A 15,018-nucleotide genomic window follows, 5' to 3' on the forward strand; every position below is an offset into this window, starting at 1 on the left:
TCGGTCAACCTCATGCAGCGAAGGAATATCGCCGAATTGCTGGGAGGAAGCTCACCGCCTCCAAAGCGAAAACCGACCGTGAATCCTCGCCAGATGGCACTGCTCAATGCTTAACCGGACAGCAGTGAGAATTCATATAAATTTTCGTACATGATTGCCCCATGAACTTGCATGTACTTCCACACCTCACCGTTGAAACAGGACCTAATCCTGTGGCCAGTGTCATATGGCTGCATGGACTCGGTGCCGACGGACATGATTTTGAACCCGTCGTACCACAGCTGGGGTTACCTGCAGATCTGCCTGTACGTTTTATTTTCCCGCATGCGCCAAGCATGCCGGTCACACTCAACGGCGGTTATATCATGCCTGCCTGGTATGACATTAAAGAGACAGATCTCGGCATTGAACATGATCGCAAGGGCATCACGGAGTCCGCGCGTGATATTCAGATGCTCATTGAGCAGGAAACCCTGCGCGGCATGAAACCGGAACGCATCATCCTCGCCGGTTTTTCACAGGGTGCCGCCATGGCGCTGCATGTCGGAGTAAGGCAGGGAGAGAAACTGGCTGGCATCATGGCACTTTCGGGTTATCTGCTACTACCCACGGAAACAGACACCTTTGATGCAAAAGCAAAAGAAACGCCTATCTTTATGGCTCACGGCATTCATGACCCAGTAGTAAACTTTGCGCTCGGAGACAGTTCACACCGAAAACTCACTGCAGCCGGCTGCACTGTGGAATGGCATACTTATCCGATGGAACATCAGGTCTGCATGGAAGAGATCAAACAGATCGGAAAATGGATCGCGAAAACCCTGAATGGTTAAACCCGAGGAAAAGAGCGACTTACTTCACTACTTTCGTTAGCACTGCCAGCTACGGTCATTCGTTCGAGTTCTGTTTGGGGTTCGCTGCTTTGTAATAGAGGCAGCCCCATAGCCTGCACGTCTCCTTTTTCTCCATATCAGAGAGCTCCTGCCTCACCTCTTCAATGACATGATGAAGACAGAGTGTCCCATCAACATCCCAGCACTGAGGCCCACCTTCCTTACCGTACATAGGGCACTCGGTTTGACTGCATTTAAGATAATCGTAGCAGCGCATAATATCTCCGTGATATTCGCTTCGTTATACGAGATCTACACGATTCTATTGTAGCAAGTTTTTGCTTCCATGTGACCACTCAGTCACCGCATGTTTATAAATAAATTCCGCGCATGGCCTGATTGCCACTCACTGACAATGGGCCATACATCAAAACTACATCTTCGGATCAGCAGCAATTTCCGCATGCAAATAGCGTTTGCCCTTATAAAAGCGACAGACAAATGCAAAAAGAATAGAAGTCGCCAGCATCAGCACGGTGAAAAAGAGAAAGTAATCTGCACCTGCCAGCATGCTCTCTCCTTCTTCATTATGGATAAAGAAGTTCACCGCACTGGTGAACAGATTACCGGCAGAGATGGAAAGCATGAAAAACGCCATAACAAACGACTTCATCGACTTCGGCGCCTGTGTATAAGAGAACTCCAGACAGGTAATGGAAATCATCACTTCTGCACTGGTCAGCAGGAAATATGCAAACAGCTGCCATAGAATGTGCGGAGTTAAACCCTGATCAATCTGGAATTGAATCCAGGTCGGGATAGCAAACGCAATGACCGTCACGAACATGCCGATGGTGATCTTGCGCAGTTCGGTCAGGGCAAAGAAGCGATCGATAAACGGATAAATCAGATAAGAGAAGATGGGAATCAGCAGCATCACCAGCAAGGGGTTCGCCGCCTGCATCTGTGAAGGCAGGATTTCAAAGCCTAACAATATGCGATCCATATGCTGTGCCTGCAGCACCCAGCTGGAACCGGTCTGATCAAACAGTGCCCAGAACACCGCCACGAACAGATAGATCATAGTCAGTCTGCCCAGAGCCCTTAATCCTTCACCACTGAATACTTCCCGCACAAAACCCAAACCGGATGGCGGAACATGCGCAAAACGATTGCGGCCAGACCAGAACAGCACGGTTGCAATCAGCATCAACACGCCGGGAATAGCAAAGGCCACTGATGCCCCGTATGCCTGCAATAACCACGGTGTTGCCAGCATGGAGAGAAATGCGCCCAGATTAATGGAGAAATAGAACCAACCGAACACGCGTGACAGCAGATGCTCATTGCTTTGACCGAATTGATCCCCGACATGCGAAGAGACGCAGGGTTTGATGCCCCCGGCTCCCAAAGCAATTAAACCCAGCCCTATAGCCAGTCCGGTCTCGGTGTGATCCAGCGCTAATGCCAGATGACCAAGGCAATAAACCAGTGAGAGCAAAATGATTGTTCGATATTTACCCAGCAGTCCATCTGCAATCAAGGCGCCCAATAGCGGGGTAAAATATACCGCGGACACAAACAGATGAAACCAGCCCTTGGCCTGATCTTCACTCATCATGGCTGCTGTACCATCGGCATTGAGCAGGTATTGGGTCATAAACACGATAAGAATCGCGCGCATGCCGTAATAGCTGAATCGCTCAGCCCCTTCATTGCCTATAATGAATGGAATACCCGGCGGCAAAGACTTCGTTGCCAGTGGCGCTGTGCGGTATGGATTCTCTTTTGCCATAGCCTGACAGGCTGCCATTGTAATCACGCAGGGGAAGCCCTTGCGATTGCCCGCCTTAATCCCTAATATCCGCCGCCCTTGTGAAAGCTCATGTCACGCAAGGGACTGGAGAGATGTCTGAGTGGCTGAAGGAGCACGCCTGGAAAGCGTGTGTACGTGCAAGCGTACCGAGGGTTCGAATCCCTCTCTCTCCGCCAGTTTATTGTTTGAATGGTCTGGGAATATATCTCATGACTATGATACCGATTTCCACCTACGTGGAACCAAGGTGTCGCCCGGGTCGGGCCCCGCACGGTGGACCCCTGTGAACCCCGTCAGATCCGGAAGGAAGCAGCGGCAGCAGGACGAAGCGCGTTGCGGATCTGTCCGGCTCGGGTGGCGCATTATCACCACCCTACTGCCCTGCAATCATAAATCAGCGTCTGTTTCTAGGAAGTGGCAATAATATACACAATGCCAAGTAGCACTGCTGCGATCACAATCTTGGCAAACACCGGCATGCCCTGATTATTCTGGTTACGCAATTCAGGAGCGAGTGTAACGCGCTGCTCAAGAATAACGCCGGTTTGACGTTCCATGATTGCGCTGAAAAACAGATAGGCCAGCTGTGGCTGCCCTGCAGTGGTTACGCTGGCCAGATCTTGCCGGGACAGCTTGTAAACCACGCAATCCTGAGTTGCTATCACATCAGCTGTAGCTGGATTATTATTCAGGAAAGTCAGCTCACCGAATATGCTTTCCTCATCAATATCAGCAACGGTGACCCGCTCCTCGCCTTCCTTGTACACTTCAACTTTTGCGTTACCTGAACGCATAATATGCAGCACGCCACCATCCTGGCCAGTTGAAATAATCGTATCTCCCGAAGCGTAGGCAGTCTCATTGACCATCGATGCAAGCAGCCCGCATTCCGGTTCAGTCAATTCTCTTCCCAAGACTTTGTTTCCCAACCATGCAAAATCAATTGCCATATCAGATTCTCCCGCCCTCTATTATGGATAAAACGCTAAATATTGATATCAGTATAGTGCAACTTCCGCATATTTACTATTTCACAGCTTTCATCAGAGACCTCACACTTTCAGCGCACAAAAAAACAGGCCAGCTTTCGCTGGCCTGCCACACATACACACAATATTTTTTGGAGGTTTAAGCTTCCTGCGGTTTACCTGCAGGCAGTGCCGCAGATGTCTCTTCTGCCTGCAGCTCTTCAATACGGTAGCTGGATGGATCAGCCAGCAATGTTGTCACAAGTTTATGGTTCATATCGTGACCGGTCAGCTCACCTTCAAAGGCTCCGACAATCGGAAACCCGGACAGGAAAAGGTCGCCCAGAGTATCGAGAATCTTATGACGTACACACTCATCTTCATAACGAAGACCGCCTTCATTCACGACCCTGTGGGTATCAAGCACGATGGCATTCTCAAGAGAACCACCTAATGCCAGACCTGCCTTCTGCAAGGCTTCAACTTCATGCAGGAAGCCGAAAGTACGGGCACGGGAAATTTCACGGGTATAAGCCTGTCGTGAAAAATCTATCGTGACCTGACGTTTGCGCAGCAGAGGATGATCATAGTCCAGCAGATAGCTGATCTTGAATCCTGCAGCAGGGTACAGCACGCAACGTTTATCACCCTCTTCAACCTCAACACGTTTCAAAACACGCAGAACTTTCTTGGCTTTCGACTGCTCGCGGATACCTGCGCACTGAATCAGGAACACGAAGGGAGCTGAGGAGCCGTCCATAATTGGAACTTCAGGCCCGCTGACTTCAATGCGTGCATTATCCACACCGAGACCGGCAAGAGCGGAGAGCAGATGCTCTACAGTTGAAATTTGGGCATTACCATTGCCAATGGTAGTGCACAGACGGGTATCGGTAACGAATTCGGCTTTCGCCGGAATATCGGTTCCAAGATCGGATCGAACAAATGTGATACCGCTGTCTTCGTCAGCAGGATGCAAAACCAGTTCAATTTTACGACCGGAATGCAAACCAATGCCGCTACAGCGAATCGGATGATCCAATGTTCTCTGCACTATCATCTCATATGCCTCCTTTCAAATCGGGCAAACATCACGCAAGGCAAACTGCTAACAAACACCGCATTAATATGTGATTAAAACCACATTGCCCTGTTTCCAGCCTTCTACATGCACAAAATCAATGCCCAACTCTGCCAATAACCCTTACAAAAGCCAATAACCCTGCTTTTGCGCCGGTTAATCCGCCTGCCTGCGCAGGAAGGTTGGCACGGCAAATTCGTCATCATTGAAGTCGATATTGCCAAACGGTTTAGGCTTCGCCTGCGATGCTGACTGCTGCGCCTGAGGCTGTGACTGTGGAGCTGCAGCCGGCTGAACCGGAACTGCACCCAGCTGAGGCATGACATTCAGGTTTGGCAGGGGTGCAACCTTTTCTGGCCTGTTTTCTGCAGCAGTGGAAATGAACGCCGATGCTTCACCGGTCAATCCGGTTGCCACCACAGTGACTCGAATCTCTTCACTGGCTTCCTGATCATAAACCATACCGCAGATGATATTGGCATCTTCATCAGCCATATTATGGATGATCGATACAGCCTCATCATATTCAGCCAGTGTCATATCTTCATTGCCGGTCACATTCACCAGAATGCCCTGAGCACCGTGAATATCGATATCTTCCAGCAGAGGAGAGGAGATAGCGCGCTCTGCCGCTTCAATAGCGCGGCTTTCACCTGATGCTACGCCCGAACCCATCATGGCTACGCCACGCGTTTCACTCATTACCGCTTTCACATCGGCGAAATCCACATTCATATAACCAGTATGTGTAATCAATTCAGCAATACCGCGTACGGCCTGCAATAACACATCATCCGCCTTGCGAAACGCTTCAAGCATACTGGTATTCTTGCCTACCGCACCGATCAGTTTCTGATTCGGAATGGTAATCAGTGTGTCCACATGTTTACGCAATTCACCGATGCCGGCTTCTGCCTGACGCATACGGCGTTTACCTTCGAAGCCGAATGGTTTGGTTACCACCGCAACAGTCAGCACACCCATTTCACGGGCTGCCTCGGCAATCACCGGTGCTGCGCCTGTACCTGTACCGCCACCCATGCCTGCAGTGATGAATACCATATCGGTGCCCTGCATGAATTCGCACAGACGATCTTTTTCTGATGCTGCCGCTTCACGTCCGATCTGCGGGTTGGCTCCGGCACCAAGGCCGCGGGTGATTTCAGCTCCCAGCTGAAGTTTGGTTTCAGCATGGTTACGCTCAATTGCCTGCGCATCTGTATTGGCGACGATGAATTCCACGCCGCGCATTTTCTGGCTGATCATATTGTTCAGCGCATTACCACCGCCGCCACCGACGCCGATAACTTTAATCTTGGCCGACTGGGCCGCTGTATCCTCAAAAGTAAATAATGTTGCCATATTATCCTCCTCTGCTCCCTGTATCTGTGTTGTTGTGTGTGTTTAGTGTTGTGTGTTGTTGTTTCATCCTGGATCTCCAAACCAGCCCCGCATGCGCTTCCATACACGTGCGAGTATGTTTCCATCTGCTGATTTAAAACTTTGCGAACTTTGACGATAGCGATGGCCATACAGAATCAGGCCAACACCGGTGGCATACATCGGACTTGAGACCACATCTACAAGCCCGCCCACGCCCTGTGGACGCCCGAGTCTCACCGGCATATCGAATACATCTTCCGCCAGCTCAACCATGCCATCAAGTAGTGATGAACCACCTGTAAGCACCATGCCTGCAGCCACCAGCTCCTGAAAGCCGGAACGCTGCAACTCGTCTTTAATCATTTCGAACAGCTCTTCTACACGCGGTTCGAGAATTTGCGCCATCACCTGGCGGGGCATAGGCCTTGGTGCGCGCCCGCCGACACTTGGAATCTCAATCTGATCCTCATGCGGCACCAGACTGGTCATGCAGGCGCCATATTTGCGTTTGAGTTGATCCGCCTCGCGTGCTGAAGTACGCAGACCAATCACCAGATCGTTGGTCAGGTGATCGCCGCCAATCGGAATCACGTGTGTATGGCGGATTGAACCATTCAGGAAAATCGCGATATCTGTTGTGCCGCCACCGATATCCACCAGCACGACGCCGATATCCTTTTCATCTTGCATCAGTACCGCTTCAGCCGAAGCCACCTGCTCCAGCACCATATCTGAAACATCAAGATCACATCGATTACAGCATTTTATAATGTTCTGGGCCGATGACACAGCACCTGTCACCACATGCACTTTGGCTTCAAGACGCACGCCGGACATACCAATCGGTTCGCGAATGCCGTCCTGAGAATCGATAATATATTCCTGCGGCAGAATATGCAGAATCTTCTGATCTGCCGGAATATTCATCGCACGAGCCGCATCAACCACGCGATCCACATCTTCCTGCATCACTTCATTGTTTTTTGTCGCCACCACACCGTGAGAGTTATAACCACGGATATGCGAGCCAGCGATGCCGGTGAATACCGACTGAATATCAACTCCGGCCATCAACTCGGCCTCTTCTACAGCCAGTCGGATAGATTCCACCGTACTCTCAATATTCACCACCACGCCCTTGCGCAGACCGCGCGAAGGATGTGTGCCGATACCGATGACATCCACTTTGCCATCCGGCGATGCTTCAGCCACGATACAAGCAATCTTGCTTGTGCCAATGTCGAGACCTACGAGTACCTGATCATGTTTGGGCATTAAATCACTCCCCCATGCTTTGCCGGACGAATAAACCAACGGTCAGATGAACGAGCGTCCACCTGCCAGTTACGATTTGTCCAGCGTGGTTGTTTCAATAAACTTGCAAGCTGTTTGATGGCCGTGCTCTCCGCTCCGAATGGCAACGTCCATGTCACACCTTTTGAAAAATAGACCTGCCAGTATGAACTTCCGGCACGTACTTCACTGATACTGTTCAAACTCATCACATCCTGCTGTTGCAATGCAGCCAGCAACTGATGCGCCGCGGCCAGCTGTTGCTCATCCACGCGCAGCAATGGCAGATCCGGTGACTCACCCTTGTTCAGCATGCGGTAGGCAAGGCCAGACTCATCAAACAGAAATAACTGACTCTTTGCATTTTGCCAGAGTGCTACCGGCACACGCGCATGAGCCCGCACATGCAGGCTGTTCGGTAATACGCGTGAAACATCCACACGCGCCAGGTCAGGCATCTCATTCAACCACTGCGCACTGAGCATATCCGGGCGTGTGCTGATGAAATCCTTCACTGGCATGGCTTCAAGTTTGCTGCGAATGGCCTGCTGCAATACCGGCTCACCTTCCACCTGCCATTGTGTGACGCTCATTTTGTCATTCATCCACCAGCCTGTAGTCAGGCCTGCGCCCGCAATCGCAATCATTGCAAAGACCTCGCCGAGGCGTTTCAAGTTCAGCATACGCCTGGCATTCTGCTTCGCGGGGTCGGTACGGCGCTGATTATTACGCATGAGCCACCCCCTGATTTTCAGTCGCTGCGGATACAAGTATTTTCAGACATAGTGTTTCAAAATCGATACCTGCTGCCGCGGCAGATTTAGGCAACAGACTGGTTTCTGTCATGCCCGGCAGTGTATTCACTTCCAGGATATACGGCTCACCACCGGAAGTGACGATCATATCAACGCGCGGTGCTCCGCTGCAGCCTGTAGCTACAACAGCTTCCTCAGCACGTAACATACAATAGCGCAGCGTCTCAGCAGGCAGTCTTGCCGGACAGAAATATTCAGTGGCTCCAGCAGTATATTTCGATGTATAATCATAAACACCCGATTTTGGCACCACCTCTACAGCAGGCAATGCTTTGCCATCCAGTACAGCGACGGCGATTTCCACACCTTCAACCGGCATCTCGGCCATCCACTGATCCGCCTCGATGTCGATACTCAACGCATCCCAATCCCTCTTTTCTGTCAATCTGTGCAACCCTACACTGGAGCCTTCCGCTACAGGTTTGACAATCACCGGATAACGCAAAGGACCGTCTGCATGTAATGGAATATCCACAGGCGTTTTCAATCCGGCATGGTTCAGCACCTGCTTGCACAACTGCTTATGCATGCACAGCGCCGAGGCCAGCACACCAGCTCCGGTATAAGGAACCCCCATGACTTCCAGCATGCCTTGAACACAACCGTCTTCACCCAGCGTGCCATGCAGCACATTAAATGCTCTATCAATAGCCGCATTTCTGATGTTATCTGCCCAGTCCGAACTCAAATCCACAGCTACTGCATCCACGCCGGCACTCTGCAAGGCATTCAACACAGCATTGCCGGAGCGCAAGGATATTTCCCGCTCCGATGACGTGCCGCCCATGAGTACGCCGACACGGCCGAATGCATTCAAATCCATGCCGTTCATAGCAACTCTCCAATCATGCGGACTTCCGGCTCCAACCTGATATCAAACTCTTCTTCCACGACCCGCTGTGCGCGGCGAATCAGATCCACAATGTCGGAACTGCTCGCTTCACCTTCATTGACAATGAAGTTGGCATGCTGGGATGAAATTCTAGCGCCACCAATCTGGAAGCCCTTCAAACCGGCCGCCTCGACCAGACGTGCAGCATGATCTCCTTCCGGGTTTTTAAATACAGAACCGCAGTTGGGTTGACTCAGCGGCTGCGTAGCAGAACGCCTGCTGCGCATACTGCGCATACGCTCCCTGATCTGATCAGGACTGTCCGGATGCAGTTCAAACGTGGCTGATACCACCAGACTCTGTGCAGGCAGTGTTGCATGGCGATATGCCAGCTGCAGATCAGCTGCATCCAGCTCTTTCAATTCGCCACTGCGCAGTACCACTTGTATAGCAATCAGGGAGTCAGACACCTGCTGAGCAAAACAGCCTGCATTCATAGCCACACCACCACCGATATCACCCGGTACCGTAGCCATAAATTCGCAACCGGACAGGCCATGGTCTGCACACTGACGGGAGAAACGCCCCATGCGCACACCTGCACCGGCAGATACGATGCAACCATCAAATTTAAAGTCATTCAATTTGGACAGATCAACCACCAGACCATCAAAGCCACCGTCCGGCACCAGCATATTACTACCGCGCCCCAAAGGCAGGATTTCTACATCAGTCGGAATCAGAGCCATGGCAGCCATCAACGAATCCCTGTCATGCGGGCGAAGGAACCAGCGTGCAGGGCCGCCAACCGCAAGCGTTGTGTGACGAGACATGGGTTCCTGTTCACTAAACTTACCCAGTTCATGCAAGGCAGATACCCATTCCTGCGTATGTTTCTGCATCAACTCTGCAATTTCATGCAATGACTGAGCGGCATTCATGATGACACCCCCTCACGCATCTGCTGTGCCAGCTGCCCGACAGAACCGGCTCCCATCAACAGAACCACGCCACCTTCATTCAGCTTGCTCTGTGCAAAGTCACGTGCAGCCTCCAGATCTTCAAGCAATGACACACCGCGATGCCCGCGAGCCAGCATGCCTTCCTGCAATCTGGCACTGGAAACACCTTCGATCTCACATTCGCTGGCTGCATAAATGGGCAGCAGAGCCACTTGATTCGCTGCATCGAATGCACCCATAAATTCATCCATCAGATCACGCGTGCGCGTAAATCGATGCGGCTGGAATACCACAGAAATCTGACGGTCCGGCCAGCAGTCGCGTGCGGCAGCAAGTGTAGCCATCACCTCTTTCGGATGATGCGCATAATCATCGACCAACACACCTTGCCCCATGCTGGTGCGCTGGAAGCGACGCTGAATTCCTTCAAAGCTCAGCATTGCCTCACGTATGGTTTGAATATCAATACCCAAATCAAGCAATACAGCTATAGCTGCCAGAGCATTTTCAGCATTATGGCGACCGGGCATGGGCAGACGTATTTCACCCAGATTACCCAGTTCACGACTGGCGGCAGTAAAGCACTGACCTTCGCCATCAGCACGGCTATCAAGCAGGTGCAAATCTGCCTGCGGACTACTGCCATACGTGGTCACCGGCTTGTGCAGGTTCTCACGCAGTGCCGCGACATGCGGATGTTCATGATGTAACACAACACGCCCATAAAACGGCACCAGATTCACAAACGTCGAAAAGGCTTCCAGCAATGTGTCGAAATCACCGTAGTGATCCAGATGTTCCGGATCAATATTGCTGACCACAGCAATCGTCGGAGATAAACGCAGGAATGAACCATCACTTTCATCAGCTTCTGCGACCAGCCACTCACTTGCACCAAGGCGGGCATTGCTGCCGGTGGTGATCAAACGACCACCGATGATATAAGTCGGGTCAAGTCCTGCAGCTTCCATACCATGCGCAATCATCGAAGTCATGGTGGTCTTGCCATGCGAACCAGCTACGGCCACACCCAGCTTCATGCGCATCAATTCAGCCAGCATATCTGCGCGCGGAATCACCGGAATACCTGCAGCCTGTGCCGCGGCAATCTCCGGATTCGCTTTATCAATAGCTGATGAAACAACAACAACCTGTGCTTCACCCAAATTGCTGGCTGCATGGCCAACATGTACGACAATGCCCAGGCTGCGCAAACGCACGACATTATGACTGGCACTCACGTCAGAGCCCTGCACATGAAATCCCTGATTAAACAACAGTTCGGCAATACCGCTCATACCAATGCCGCCGATACCGATGAGATGGATGTTCTGCACGCGTGTCTTCATGCGGCCACCTCCCTGTCTGCATCAGCCAGTACCGGCAAGAATTCAGCCAGCACATTCAACTGCTTGTCACTGGCATCGAACGGCGCCCATGCCTGTGCTGAACGACTCATCACGGCCAGTTTTTTCTCATCAAACAGATGTTCATCAATCGTGGCTGCCAGACTTTCAGCGCTAAGCTCCTGCTGGCTTAACACCACAGCTCCACCAACACAGGCAAGGCTTTCTGCATTAAAACGCTGATGGTCATCTGCAGCATGCGGCAGTGGCACAAACAGCGTGGGCATGCCACACACTGCGGCCTCAGATACGGTCATGGCGCCGGACCTTGCTACCATCAAACTGCCACTGGCATAAAAAGCCGGCATATCATTGCAGAATGGCAACACTTCAGCTTTCAGTCCTGCACGCTGATAAATTTCACGGGCAAGTTTTGCTGCAGCTTCATTTCCCGCAACATGAGTGATTTCGAATTCACGTCCTTCATTCACCAGCATCTCGCAGGAAAGCGGCACGGTCTGATTCAAAACCTGAGCACCTTGTGAGCCGCCCAGCACCAACAGACGTGGCATCGCATGTGCCTGCCATTGCACATCTGCGATCACCTGACGTACGATATTGCCGGTTGCACTCATACGCGTACCGCCACTCAGATGGGCTGTCGCTTCGGCAAAGCCCAACATGATACGCTTACAGAAACGCGACAAGGTTCGATTCACCAGGCCGGGCATGGCATTCTGCTCATAGAGCACCACTGGAATACGGGAAATCAGGGCCGCAGCCACACCGGAAATACTGGCATACCCACCCACACCAACGAGCAGATCAGGGCGCTGCTGTTTCCAGGCCTTGCGAATACTTACAACTGATTTTGGCAACTCCCATAACAGTACGCGCAGCTTCTGCAACAGGCCTGCGCCTTTCACACCGTGCATCGCCAGCAATAAAACCTGCTCACCACGTTCGGGAAGCAATCTGGCTTCCAGCCCACGCTCCGCGCCAATAAAGCTGACCTGCAACTCAGGCCAGCGATCACGTGCCGCATCAGCCAATGCCAGTGCAGGCATCACATGCCCGCCCGTGCCACCGCCGGCGATACAGAGTAATGGTTTGCGACTCAAAACTGATGCTCCAGGCCATCGTGCATGGGTGGCTGCGATGATTTGGCTGCCCGTTTGCCGCCGGACTTCTGCAGACGTTTATTACCGCCCTGATGGCGCTGCACAGACAAGACAAGACCAAGCAATACGCATTCACCTATCAACGCACTACCACCGTAGGAAACAAATGGCATCGGCATACCTTTGGTGGGTAACAGCCCCATTGCAGCCCCCAGATTAATGATGAAAGCAACACCCAGCGTCATCATACAACCCAGAATGAGCAGGCGTGAAAACATGTCCTGATTATGTATGGCCAGCCAGATGCCACGCCCCAGCAGAACAGTGAACAGAACGATCAGCGACATGATACCGAGCAGGCCCAACTCCTCACCGATACTGGCAGAGATAAAGTCGGTAAATACTTCCGGCAGATAAAACAGTTTCTGTACGCCCTGACCGACACCCGTACCGAACAGGCCGCCACTGCCAAAAGCAATCATCGACTGTATCAACTGATAACCGCTTCCATAGGGATCATTCCAGGGCTCAAGAAAGGAGGTCAGGCGCTGCATGCGATATGGCTCGGCAATCATCACCACCACGGCCAGCGGAATGAATGTGGATAGCAGTAACAGCAGATGCCTGATCGGTACGCCTCCGACAAACCACATGCAGAAGCAGACCGCTGAAAGCAGCGCGGCACTACCGAAATCCGGCTGCAGTACCAGCAGCACCAGAGAGACCATCAATACCACCAGCATCGGTGCCAGACCGGATGAAAAGTTACTCAAACGATCAGGAAAGCTGCCCATATAATAAGCCATATAAATAATCACAGCAGGCTTCAACATCTCTACCGGCTGCAGAGTGAGCCCGAACAATGAGAACCAGCGCTGTGCACCATTGATTTCACGCCCCAGACCGGGCACTAACACGGCAATCATCATAACAACCGCAATTGCCAATGCTGGCAGGGCAATCGCCCTCCACCACGTCACTTCAACACGGGATAAACCCCACATGATTGCTAAGCCGACAGGAATATAGACCAGCCAATGGCTGATAATACGAAACGGATCGTTATAGCGAACTTCGGCCACGCTGATGCTGGTGCTGTAAACCATCAACACGCTAAAAGCCAGCAGTGCCAGTACACAGCCGGTGAGAATCGGATCGGGCGGAGCCAGCCGCGATGCTGTCTTTGCACTCATGGTTTTGGCTCCAGCGCTTTTACTTCTGCCGCATATACACGGCCGCGCTCGACATAATCCCTGAACTGATCCTGACTGGCTGCAGCCGGTGAAAGCAGCACGGGCAATCCAGCCTGAGCATGAGCCGCCTGCTTGACCGCCTGGTCCATCGTTTTCACAAAACTGGCTGGTACACCTGCAGTATAGGCAAGCTCAGCATAAGGCTTCGGATCGTTACCGATAATAAACATCTGTTCAACATGATTGGTCACTGCGTCCTTGAGTACAGATACATCCAGACCTTTACGCAATCCTCCACAAATCCAGATGACATGATGAAATGCCGAAAGTGCCGCTCTGGCAGCATCCGGATTGGTCGCCTTGGAATCATCAAACCACTCACGCCCAGCTACAAGTCCAAGTGACTGCATGCGATGAGGCAAACCGCGGAAAGATGTCAGCGACTGGCGAATGACACTTGCGGATACTCCGAAATCTGCGGCGGCTTGCGCTGCAACGGCCAGATTCAGGTGCTGATGCTGCCCCTGTAGCGGCAACTCGGATGAAGTAACGAATTCGGCCACCTCATAGTGATGCCAGAAGACTGCCCAGGAGCCATCATCGTTTTGCTGCACACCAGCATCCAGTTCCTGACTGTCGCCAATGCCAAAGCGGCGCACATAAACACCGCGGCCGCGCAGATCATCAGCCAATGCATTCCACTCGCCATTGGCAGGCAACATTGCTTTATCACCATCACCCTGGCCTGCAAACAGACGCAATTTTGCTGCTTTATAAGCATCGCTGTTTTCATGCATATCGGCATGATCCGGCTGCACATTCAACAGCGCGGCCCAACGTGGATGAATCGGATTGGCGCGCTCAAGCTGAAAGCTGGAGAGCTCAAGTACAACGCGTTGCGGCTCATCACCATCTGCAATCAAATCAAGCATAGGCATACCAATATTGCCGCCGGCTTCAATGCCACCTGCTAGTGTATCAAGCATAGTATCAATCAAACTGACTGTGGTTGTTTTACCATTGGTGCCGGTAATCGCAATCAGGTCACCCTGATAATGCTCTTCAAACAATTCCAGATCACCATGTACCGGCACACCATGTTCCCGGGCTGCAGCAAGGGCAGCGTGATTCCAGCTGATGCCGGGACTGACGATGATGCGCTCAAACTGACTTAAGGTGTCCGCATCAAGCTGCCCGATGTGCAGCTGTATCTGCATTGAGGCAGGCAGTTCAACCGCATGCTCATCGAATGCCTCGCAGGAGATGCCGCGATGCAGCAGATAGTTCGCCACCGACTGACCTGTTTTACCCATGCCGATAATCGCAGTAGCACTACGACGCGCTGCAAGCAGCTGTTGCTGTCTGTTTGCCATGC

Annotated in this window: 13 protein-coding genes, 1 tRNA gene and 1 other RNA gene; 3 read left to right on the top strand and 12 right to left on the bottom strand. The window is 52.0% G+C overall.

Features of this window, described 5'->3' with window-relative positions:
- Positions 1 to 161 precede the first annotated feature (161 nt).
- On the top strand, positions 162 to 833 hold the full coding sequence (locus MMIC_RS02300) for an alpha/beta hydrolase (RefSeq protein WP_072658721.1): 672 nt from the start codon (positions 162 to 164) through the stop codon (positions 831 to 833).
- Positions 834 to 1,266: 433 nt separating this feature from the next.
- On the opposite strand, the gene MMIC_RS02310 is transcribed toward MMIC_RS02300, so the two are convergent.
- Positions 1,267 to 2,628: a POT family MFS transporter gene (locus MMIC_RS02310; RefSeq protein WP_072658944.1), complete on the bottom strand. Its 1,362-nt coding sequence runs from the start codon at positions 2,626 to 2,628 to the stop codon at positions 1,267 to 1,269.
- A 107-nt stretch (positions 2,629 to 2,735) separates the two neighbouring features.
- Here MMIC_RS02310 and MMIC_RS02315 point away from each other — a divergent pair.
- Both MMIC_RS02315 and ffs read left to right on the top strand, forming a co-directional pair.
- A tRNA-Ser gene (locus tag MMIC_RS02315) sits at positions 2,736 to 2,825 on the top strand.
- Between the two features lie 81 nt (positions 2,826 to 2,906).
- Positions 2,907 to 3,003: signal recognition particle sRNA small type (gene ffs / locus MMIC_RS02320), an RNA gene on the top strand.
- A 53-nt stretch (positions 3,004 to 3,056) separates the two neighbouring features.
- On the opposite strand, the gene MMIC_RS02325 is transcribed toward ffs, so the two are convergent.
- From MMIC_RS02325 to murD, 11 genes are all read right to left on the bottom strand, one after another.
- Positions 3,057 to 3,599: a Crp/Fnr family transcriptional regulator gene (locus MMIC_RS02325; RefSeq protein WP_072658723.1), complete on the bottom strand. Its 543-nt coding sequence runs from the start codon at positions 3,597 to 3,599 to the stop codon at positions 3,057 to 3,059.
- Between the two features lie 178 nt (positions 3,600 to 3,777).
- Positions 3,778 to 4,677, bottom strand: coding sequence for a UDP-3-O-acyl-N-acetylglucosamine deacetylase (lpxC, locus tag MMIC_RS02330; RefSeq protein WP_072658724.1), 900 nt, complete (start codon positions 4,675 to 4,677; stop codon positions 3,778 to 3,780).
- Positions 4,678 to 4,854: 177 nt separating this feature from the next.
- Positions 4,855 to 6,060 carry a cell division protein FtsZ gene (ftsZ, locus tag MMIC_RS02335; RefSeq protein WP_072658725.1) on the bottom strand — a complete coding sequence of 402 codons (1,206 nt, stop codon included), beginning with the start codon at positions 6,058 to 6,060 and terminating at the stop codon, positions 4,855 to 4,857.
- Positions 6,061 to 6,123: 63 nt separating this feature from the next.
- Positions 6,124 to 7,356, bottom strand: coding sequence for a cell division protein FtsA (ftsA, locus tag MMIC_RS02340; protein WP_072658726.1), 1,233 nt, complete (start codon positions 7,354 to 7,356; stop codon positions 6,124 to 6,126).
- Positions 7,356 to 8,108 (bottom strand): cell division protein FtsQ/DivIB, encoded by a 753-nt coding sequence (locus MMIC_RS02345; protein ID WP_072658727.1) that lies wholly within the window; start codon positions 8,106 to 8,108, stop codon positions 7,356 to 7,358. The genes ftsA and MMIC_RS02345 overlap by 1 nt, the downstream gene beginning before the upstream one ends.
- Positions 8,101 to 9,021, bottom strand: coding sequence for a D-alanine--D-alanine ligase (locus MMIC_RS02350; RefSeq protein WP_072658728.1), 921 nt, complete (start codon positions 9,019 to 9,021; stop codon positions 8,101 to 8,103). Before MMIC_RS02350 ends, MMIC_RS02345 begins: the two co-directional genes overlap by 8 nt.
- Positions 9,018 to 9,962, bottom strand: coding sequence for a UDP-N-acetylmuramate dehydrogenase (murB, locus tag MMIC_RS02355; RefSeq protein WP_227819306.1), 945 nt, complete (start codon positions 9,960 to 9,962; stop codon positions 9,018 to 9,020). The genes MMIC_RS02350 and murB overlap by 4 nt, the downstream gene beginning before the upstream one ends.
- Positions 9,959 to 11,332: a UDP-N-acetylmuramate--L-alanine ligase gene (gene murC / locus MMIC_RS02360; protein ID WP_072658729.1), complete on the bottom strand. Its 1,374-nt coding sequence runs from the start codon at positions 11,330 to 11,332 to the stop codon at positions 9,959 to 9,961. The genes murB and murC overlap by 4 nt, the downstream gene beginning before the upstream one ends.
- Complete coding sequence (gene murG, locus MMIC_RS02365; protein WP_072658731.1) at positions 11,329 to 12,450, bottom strand: undecaprenyldiphospho-muramoylpentapeptide beta-N-acetylglucosaminyltransferase; 1,122 nt, start codon at positions 12,448 to 12,450, stop codon at positions 11,329 to 11,331. The genes murC and murG overlap by 4 nt, the downstream gene beginning before the upstream one ends.
- Positions 12,447 to 13,643 (bottom strand): putative lipid II flippase FtsW, encoded by a 1,197-nt coding sequence (ftsW, locus tag MMIC_RS02370; protein ID WP_072658733.1) that lies wholly within the window; start codon positions 13,641 to 13,643, stop codon positions 12,447 to 12,449. The genes murG and ftsW overlap by 4 nt, the downstream gene beginning before the upstream one ends.
- A complete protein-coding gene (gene murD / locus MMIC_RS02375; RefSeq protein ID WP_143144847.1) occupies positions 13,640 to 15,016 on the bottom strand; it encodes a UDP-N-acetylmuramoyl-L-alanine--D-glutamate ligase in 1,377 nt (458 codons plus the stop codon). The genes ftsW and murD overlap by 4 nt, the downstream gene beginning before the upstream one ends.
- Positions 15,017 to 15,018 lie beyond the last annotated feature (2 nt).

The organism is Mariprofundus micogutta, from assembly GCF_001895085.1.
Classification (GTDB): Bacteria; Pseudomonadota; Zetaproteobacteria; order Mariprofundales; family Mariprofundaceae; genus Mariprofundus; species Mariprofundus micogutta.